Origin of the sequence: Endozoicomonas atrinae, assembly GCF_001647025.1 — a bacterium.
In the GTDB taxonomy this organism is placed as follows: Bacteria; Pseudomonadota; Gammaproteobacteria; order Pseudomonadales; family Endozoicomonadaceae; genus Endozoicomonas; species Endozoicomonas atrinae.
Map to the genome: position 1 here is coordinate 24,490 of NZ_LUKQ02000047.1, position 8,259 is coordinate 32,748.

The 8,259-nt window shown below is 46.2% G+C and carries 9 protein-coding genes; 4 read left to right on the top strand and 5 right to left on the bottom strand.

Annotated elements, in window-relative coordinates; all coding sequences use genetic code 11:
* Positions 1-8: 8 nt before the first annotated feature.
* The 3 genes from AK963_RS09015 to AK963_RS09025 form a co-directional block, all read right to left on the bottom strand.
* Positions 9-1,193: an iron-containing alcohol dehydrogenase gene (locus tag AK963_RS09015; protein WP_066015130.1), complete on the bottom strand. Its 1,185-nt coding sequence runs from the start codon at positions 1,191-1,193 to the stop codon at positions 9-11.
* Positions 1,190-1,726, bottom strand: coding sequence for an SCP2 sterol-binding domain-containing protein (locus AK963_RS09020; RefSeq protein WP_083232553.1), 537 nt, complete (start codon positions 1,724-1,726; stop codon positions 1,190-1,192). The genes AK963_RS09015 and AK963_RS09020 overlap by 4 nt, the downstream gene beginning before the upstream one ends.
* Before the next feature lie 112 nt (positions 1,727-1,838).
* On the bottom strand, positions 1,839-2,219 hold the full coding sequence (locus tag AK963_RS09025) for a DoxX family protein (protein ID WP_066015131.1): 381 nt from the start codon (positions 2,217-2,219) through the stop codon (positions 1,839-1,841).
* A gap of 199 nt (positions 2,220-2,418) precedes the next feature.
* On the opposite strand from AK963_RS09025, the gene AK963_RS09030 reads away from it, so the two are divergent.
* The 3 genes from AK963_RS09030 to poxB all read left to right on the top strand — a co-directional run bounded on the left by AK963_RS09030 (position 2,419) and on the right by poxB (position 5,680).
* A complete protein-coding gene (locus tag AK963_RS09030; RefSeq protein ID WP_066015132.1) occupies positions 2,419-3,360 on the top strand; it encodes an NmrA family NAD(P)-binding protein in 942 nt (313 codons plus the stop codon).
* Between the two features lie 122 nt (positions 3,361-3,482).
* Positions 3,483-3,959 (top strand): hypothetical protein, encoded by a 477-nt coding sequence (locus AK963_RS09035; protein ID WP_202969747.1) that lies wholly within the window; start codon positions 3,483-3,485, stop codon positions 3,957-3,959.
* 2 nt (positions 3,960-3,961) lie between these two features.
* Positions 3,962-5,680 (top strand): ubiquinone-dependent pyruvate dehydrogenase, encoded by a 1,719-nt coding sequence (gene poxB / locus AK963_RS09040; RefSeq protein ID WP_066015134.1) that lies wholly within the window; start codon positions 3,962-3,964, stop codon positions 5,678-5,680.
* 7 nt (positions 5,681-5,687) lie between these two features.
* On the opposite strand, the gene AK963_RS09045 is transcribed toward poxB, so the two are convergent.
* On the bottom strand, positions 5,688-6,449 hold the full coding sequence (locus AK963_RS09045; RefSeq protein ID WP_066015135.1) for a glutathione S-transferase family protein: 762 nt from the start codon (positions 6,447-6,449) through the stop codon (positions 5,688-5,690).
* A 120-nt stretch (positions 6,450-6,569) separates the two neighbouring features.
* The gene (sigZ, locus tag AK963_RS09050) at positions 6,570-7,130 is read right to left on the bottom strand and encodes an RNA polymerase sigma factor SigZ (RefSeq protein ID WP_066015136.1); all 561 of its coding nucleotides are present in this window, start codon (positions 7,128-7,130) and stop codon (positions 6,570-6,572) included.
* Between the two features lie 626 nt (positions 7,131-7,756).
* Between sigZ and AK963_RS09060 the strand changes: the two genes are divergently transcribed.
* The gene (locus AK963_RS09060; RefSeq protein ID WP_066015138.1) at positions 7,757-8,170 is read left to right on the top strand and encodes a hypothetical protein; all 414 of its coding nucleotides are present in this window, start codon (positions 7,757-7,759) and stop codon (positions 8,168-8,170) included.
* Positions 8,171-8,259 lie beyond the last annotated feature (89 nt).

Consider the following 8,259-nt stretch of genomic DNA (forward strand, 5'->3'; position numbering starts at 1 on the left):
AAAAAGTACTACCACGCCGACTTCAAAAGCCCCAAAACCTGCTCATAACTGGCATCAACCCGGTTATAGAGCAGTGCTCCATCATCAATACTCATACGGGCAATGTCTTCCAGTTGAGACTCCTGAACCTTACCGCTCTCTGACAGGGTTCGGGGCAGGCCTGTTTTCTCAAACAGTTCATCCCGAATTGCTCGAATGTAGATAATGGTTTCAGCCGCTCGTCGCTCTTCAGGGATTTTGCTGTAAAAGTCAGCACCGGCCAGGGGAAGCAATAGTTCACCAATAGCCTTTTCGCACTGGGGAAGGTTGTATTCCAGCACATAAGGCAGCATCAGGCTCATGCAGACTCCGTGGGGAAGATGGGTTATCGCCCCAAGCGAGTGTCCTATGGCATGAACCAATCCAACCATGGAGTTGGAAAAGGCAATGCCTGCCATTGTTGCCGACTCAGCCAGTTTCAACCGGATATCTTTGCTCTTGGGCTCGGTAAGCACTCGAATCAGGTTTTCCCGAATGCCTTTAATGGCTGCAACGGCATAGGCATCACTGAGTGGATTCTTGGCCGTACCAATAAACGCTTCAATCGCATGGGTCATTGCATCCATTGCCGTTGCTGCTGTGATATGCGGAGGCAACGTCAAGGTCATCCGGGGATCAAGAACCGCTACATCGGGCATCAGGAATGACGAGCCATAAGGCACTTTACGACCACTGGCATCATCTCGAATCACCGCAACCTTGGTCACCTCTGAGCCAGTCCCTGCAGTGGTCGGCAGAATAAATAACGGCTTTAGTCGTTTAGTTAGAGCACCTACACCACTGTATGCCAGAAGGTCATTGCCACCTTCAGACACAAGAATGTTGACTGCCTTCGATGTGTCGATAACCGAGCCACCACCGATAGCAATAATCCCATCCGCGCCGTTTTCACGATAAAATTGAGTGATGGCAGATACGACACTGGTTGACGAGTCTGGTGGAACATCACTGTAAATACCCGCCATCGGAACCTCACCAACCACCAGAGCCCTCTTAACAGGCTCAATCAAACCGGCGTTAAGCACCCCCGCATCGGTGATAATCAATGGCCTCTTAACCCCAAGGCTGGCCAGCTCATAGGGGATATGCTCCAGAGCTTCATTTCCTGAAACGATTTTTACCGGATTGAAGAACTCATAATAACTACGGCTCATCGCACAAATACCCCCATAACAAAACCAGCAAACACGCCCAAGTAGATTTGCAATGCACCCACCAGCTTTTCTTTTAATGAAATGTCCGGGTAATAGCGCATGATTTTACGGCCGATAAGCTTTGGCAGCGTGACTACTTCAAGCCGTTCAAAGCAGCGAACCAGCTTCATGGAAGCGGGAAGATCACCATCAACCACCATTCTTTCCCGGGCAAAGGCATCGGTTGTGCCTTCCTGGAAAGAGAGCGTGTTAAATGCATGGGCAAGGTGTTTGAATTGAATATCCACATCGGGCTTAGCTGCACTGTTTTTGCGGCCCGGCTTTATTCGCCCGTCACTCTTCTTCATGTACAAAGACGGGCCACGTGGCATAACACTCATGGAGAAGGTAAACCCATCGGGTAATGATGCGATTTCCTTTTGAATCACCTTGTCAGTTCGACAGGCCTTAGCCAGCCCATGACCAATAAAGGCCAGCATAAAACGGACATACAAGCGCTTTATACGCCAGAGAATGGGAAGAGATGGAGACACCCGATACTCCTGCCAGCGAACCGCCGGACAATCATTATTATTGTTATTCCGGAGCGATATTATCCAAAAACACTTATTACTTCACTATCACAGGGCAACTGAGAGTATAAATTTAAAAAATACTGTGTATTGATGACTGTAATAATGCCCAGTCAGTACTCAAGATATAAGTGGACAGTAAAAAAGTGACCATGGCTGGGATCCCATCTTTCCAGGTATCGAATATCAAGTGGCAGATAATCGCTCCTAACGATGTTGTAAAAATAGCCAGAGCTCCTATTACACCGATGCAAGAGCCCTGAAACCATACAGCAATCGCACCAAACAGTTCAGCCAGCCCAACAAGAAACATTATCTGGCGATTAAGGCCATACTTAACAAATATCACCAGCTGGATACTGAAAACCTTCTTTTGCCAGCCAAGAATTTTTATTGAACTCGCCAGTAGGAAAAACATAGATAAAAGGCAAACGACCAGTATTTTGATACTCATAGCAACCTATCCATTTAGAAGCGTTAGATATCTCATATTAAACAGAATGCTGGTGATCGATAGGCAACTAACTTTCAAAGCATCTATTCTTAAAAGCTGAAGTTCTGAGGAAAGGCTCGACTTATTTACCCTCACCGGGGAGTGCTCATCTTCTGACTTACGATATTCTAAAGGGGCCATTATCAGGTGGTATTAGCAAATGACTTTCAATAAAAGGGTTCGTGTTGCAGTTGTCGGTGCTACCGGTCAGTTTGGCCATCCTTTGACCTTAAATCTCGCCTCTGAAAGCGCCGACGTTTTGGCCATATCCCGGGCACCTTCAGCACAGAATGAGCAGAAGCTTGAAACCCTTAAGAGCGCCGGCTGCGAGCTTGGCTTCTGCTCAGATCCGTCCGATGAAGCGGCACTGACCCGGTTATTTGATGGCTGCACAACGGTAGTGATGGTGACACGGGGCCTTCCCAAGAGTATTCGAACCAATGACCCTCTTTACCTCAATGCTGCCAAAAAAGCGGGTGTACGGCGTTTTGTTCCCAACGAGTTTGGCTGCCATACCCTTGGCCTGGAAACCGGCATCAGCGAACTGTTTGATGCAAAGAAAGCCATGCAGTCAAAAATAGAAGCGGCGGGGCTGAAAAAAACACTGATCTATCCCGGCCTGAATTCGGATTACTGCTTGCCCAACTACCGTTTTTTTAATGAGATTACGACGTTCGGAAATCTGGACTTACCCATCACCACTCACCATATCAATGATATTGGCGTTATTGCTGCCAAAGCCATACTTGATGAACGCACAGAAGGGAAAGCAATTCAGCTGTATCACAACCGGTTAACTCAGCAGAAGATGCTGGATCTTCTGGGGGAAAGCTGGCCTGAGCATGACTTTCCTGTGAAGCACATCAGCACGGAATCGATCCTGCATGATATGAAAGAGGGCTCTGATGCCATCACCGCCAAAGCTGGAATGGAGACTGACCGTGAACGTGCCCAGATTAATTACGTCTGCTATGTCAGCGGTGAGTTGACCAATATTAATAACCCGGAAACGCTGAATGCGTCAGAGCTTTACCCTGACTATGTCTATCGCACACCAAAAGAAATGCTAAGTGATCCGCATTTTGTCTTTGGTCAGGTTTAAAGACCTCCCGGGTATCAAAGATGCTAATCAAGTCCCATGAAATACTTCAGAAGTCATACCATGGCATATCCTTCCTTTTTCGTCATTTACCCAGATCTGAAAAATGGTTCCATGCATTAGTTATGTCCTGGGTGATATGGCAACTGGCAACCTCTCTAGGCATGCATATTCATGGCAATACATTAGCTCCCCAATTCACCACCATTGATAAACTGCACATATACGGCGGTGCTGCACTTTTTCTACCCGCTGTTATCTTTTTCGTCATTGCCATTCACCGACGCCAAGTTGCTGACTTGTACCCCTGGCTGAAAGGCAATTTAAGCCAGTTGAAAGAAGACGTAGAAACACTGGTATCACTCAAACTTCCGGAAGCCTCTCCTGGTGGCCTGGCTGCAACCATCGAAGGGCTTGGGCTGCTGGCCTTATTACTGGCGGTAATCACCGGCTTACTCTGGTTTATAACCATAACCTTTATCTCACCAACAGCCCCTACACTGCTTGAGATTCATAAAATCAGCGTTGGTGCCATTGAGTGGTATTTCTATGGGCATGGTTCCTTTGCCCTTTTGCACTTGCTGAGTTGGTGGCGAGGATAACCATGAACATTGCTCAATATACCGTTAAGTTGTTTCGACAAATGGGTATCCAGCGGATCTGGGGAATTACCGGAGATTCACTCAATGGCCTGGCAGACAGCCTGAGGGCAGATGGTGAAATAGAATGGATTGGTGTTCGCCATGAAGAGGTAGCTGCATTTGCGGCTGGAGCCGAAGCTGAGATTTCGGGCCAACTGGCAGTGTGTGCGGGCTCCTGTGGTCCGGGCAATATGCACCTGATTAATGGCCTGTACAACTGCTTTCGTAATAACGTTCCTGTTCTTGCCATTGCTGCAGATATCCCCTCATCAGAACTGGGTACCCATTATTTTCAGGAGACCGATCCCAAGCAGTTATTTGCCGGCTGCAGTATATTCTGTGAAAAGATAACGACTCCCGACCAAATGCCTCAGGTCATGGAAACAGCCATTCGTCAGGCCATTTTAAAACAGAGTGTCAGCGTTATTATTTTGCCGGGTGATGTGGCATTGAAATCTATGCCAAAGAACTCGGTCATTAAATGGCAACCGCCTGAACCTGCGTCAATCGAGCCCTGTATTCAGTCCATAAAACTGGCGGCTGACCTACTGAATGGACTCGAAAAAGTCACACTGTTATGCGGTGCTGGTTGCAAAGGCGCTCATGATGCCGTGATAGCTCTGGCTGAAAAGCTCAACGCTCCCATTGTTCATGCCCTCAGGGGGAAAGAATTTATCGAATACGATAATCCTTATGATGTGGGTATGACCGGGCTTATTGGTTTTGAATCCGGCTATCAGGCCATGGACAATGCAGATGCCCTGCTGTTGCTTGGCACAGGGTTTCCTTATCGACACTTTTATCCACAGGGAACAAAGATCATTCAAATTGACCGGGCTCCTGAGGCCATTGGTCGTCATACTCAGGTTGACCTGGGCATTGTCAGTGAAGTTATTCCAGCTCTAAAGGCACTGATTCCACAAATCCATAAAAAATCAGACGACGAATTTCTACAATGGTGCCAGGAGCATTACCAGTCATCCCGGGAAAAGCTGGATGCACAGGCTGCCACTAAACCCAAGAGTAAACGTATTCATCCCCAGACGCTGGCCAGTCTGATCAGCAGGAAAGCTGCAGATAATGCCATTTTCACCTGTGATGTGGGTACACCAACTCTCTGGTCCGCACGCTATATCCAAACCAATGGAAAGCGCAGGCTGATCGGCTCATTTAACCATGGCTCCATGGCCAATGCCCTGGCCCAGGCTATTGGTGCACAGATGCTGGATAGGCAGAGGCAGGTTATTGCGTTCTGTGGTGATGGCGGATTTTCAATGCTGATGGGGGATCTGCTAACGCTACAACCCTACCAGCTTCCCATAAAAATCGCCGTATTGAATAACAGCTCACTGGGATTCGTGGATCTGGAAATGAAATCTGCTGGCTTTGTATCCGATGCCACCACATTGAAAAACCCCAGTTTTGCGGCCATTGCATCAGCCTGTGGCATTCACAGCTACACCGTCAACATGCCAGCAGAGCTGCCCGATGCCCTGGATAGTTGGCTAAACGACACAGGGCCATCGCTTCTGGAGGTCATCACCGACCGCCATGAAATCAGCATGCCACCCAAAATGGAGCTTGCTTATGGTAAAGGCTTTAGCCTCTACGCCCTTAAGGCGGTTTTAAATGGCTACGGTGATGAATTAATTGAGCTGGCCAAGGTGAATTTGTTCCGGTAGATGGCCTTTAACAACGACAGCCTGTACCAATATCCATATTGCTGGCCTCACCCAGTTCACAACAACCGGTTTCCTGGCATCTCTCTTCCAGATTAAGAGCACTGCAACTACAATTATTCTTGCAGCGCCCCAGGAATGTTTTTTCAGATAAATAGAAATCACTGAACTTTTCTAAAAAGTCTTTCGATACGGTCTTTTCAGCCAAACCGGTTTCCAGAAGCGCTTCCTGCCAGGCCTGAACTTTTGGATATCCAGCCAGGAAATCATAGCCGCTCTTCTCTCGAATGATCTGAGCTCGATGCAACAGTGGCAGCCAGGCCAGATCAACCATACTCAGCGTATCGCTGTTGAAAAACCGATACTCCCCAAGCACTTTCTCAACTTTCGCGAATGCCATTGTCAGCTTCTCGGTCCGCTCCTTCAGAGTCTGGCCATCTTTACTACTCTGCGCTCCGCATTGAGGAAGGTAATTTTTGGTGCCCAGGTAACTCCAGGCTCTATTCAGCGCTTTCTGTTCAGCACTTAACCCTTCCTGCAGAGCCGGATAGGCATCCTCCAGATACTCGGCAATGGCATCGGACTCAAACAGAGCAGTACCATTTTCCGTAATCATGACTGGAACCTGTCCATTGGGAGAGATCTCCAGAAACCATTGAGGCTTATCACTCAAGCTAATATATTCCACTTGATAAGGCAGGTTCTTGGCTTCCAGCATGGCGGTGATGCGCTGAACGAATGGACAAATAGTAAAGCTGATGACTTTCAACATGGATAACACCTCTATATAGGCAGTAGCCAGCTAATCTGGCCACTTTAATTTGCTCTTGCCTATAGAGGCGCGCGTTGTTGTAAAAGGACGCAAATTATTTTTATTTTTTCTGTCGAGCTGTCAGGTGTCATTGTCTGGCAAGCAGTCTATTTGACAATTTCCGGAGGCCCTGGGCTTATAGTCCACTACCCCTCCACGCCCAACCTCAATATCACAACATGCTGTGTAGCGTTCTCGTAAGAGTACTCTCCCTCTCTGTATACGACTTTTAGCGCCAGACAGTGATAGGCCCAGCTCTAGCGCAACCTGCTTCTGACTCATACCCTCCAGCTCTGACATCATCAGTGGCACCCGGTACTTTTCCGGTAGCTCATCCATCATTGGCTTTATACACCAGGCCAGCTCTTGATGAACCTGCTCAACTTCATCCTCCTCGGGGGCTTCAAGAAATTCCGGAAGTTCCTCTACAGGGTATTGCTTACGGTAATGATCGACCACGGTGTTATGAGCAATACGATAAAGCCAGCTGCCTATACTCTCTTCAGACTTTAACCGATGAAGCTGAGTATGAGCCTTGATATATACATCCTGCAAAATATCCTCAACCACAGACCGATCATTTACCTGTTTGGCAATGTAGTGCTTTAGCCGAGCTTTATATACTTGCCAGTGAGTTTCCATGGGAACCTCGAAAATAGCTGGGGGGAAAGATATATGGAAGTTATTCAAACGTTACTACTCGACCATTTATTTCAACCGAATAAGCTATTTTAGTGGCAATAAAAACAGCGGGTATATGGTTCTGGCTCATACCATACACCTGAATCAGCAGGAAAATAACTCCTGCTTAAAGCAGATATCCGCCCATCGTGCCAGACTGGAAGCAACTTAGCCATCAAAGTCAAATGGGTTGAAAATCAAACGCCAAGAGGCATTTATCACCCTGTGTCAACCGATTGAAACTGAACCGGTATCATTTTGATGATTATCCAAAACTTAGGATTACAGTGTGGTAAATCGTTTAACACAACTGCCAGCAGTCAATTCAATAATCTCAGTGGCATCACCGATCTTTTCCAAAGCATTAACAAGGGGAAGAATTTGAAAATAAAAAAGAGAATAGAAAAGAAAATAAAAAACAATTAAGGAAAATCGTTTTATCAACACTTTATATAATTTATCTGAATATTAATCTACACCAATAATTAATTTGACTAATTATATCTCATACCAAAGAACTACAATTAATTGGATAAACTCAAAAATTGCAATATGACGAACACCACCTCACCGGAAGAGGTAACCTGATGATTTCCAACAATAATATTCCTATTATAGGATATATCACCGATGCCTCTTCAGCCATTGAAGTCATTGATTCCAATGGAAATATCCAAATCAAAAACATTGGCGACCCTATTTTTCTAAATGAGGTCATAAATAACAATTCTGGTGAATACGCTGTCATCACATTATTAAGTGGACAAACACTGACTATTCCGGCGTTACAACAAGTAGTGATGGGGCCAGAGTTCGTTAATAATTTTGAATCGACAGCTTCCGGTGACGAAAGCGATCAAATTAATGACTTATCAAGAGAGCAATCAGATAACTCAGAGTCAACACAAACAACTTCAGATCAACTAGAAAGAGACGTTGACGAGTCACAGGTGCTTTCTGAAGGGGAATGTAATTTAAATTGTGTAAACGCTTGTCGTTAATACTCCAAAATGGAGAATAACAATGAGCGTTGAAATCAACGAAAAACTGGTAGATCAAATAGCCAGTCAGATTAAAACTCAGGATGATC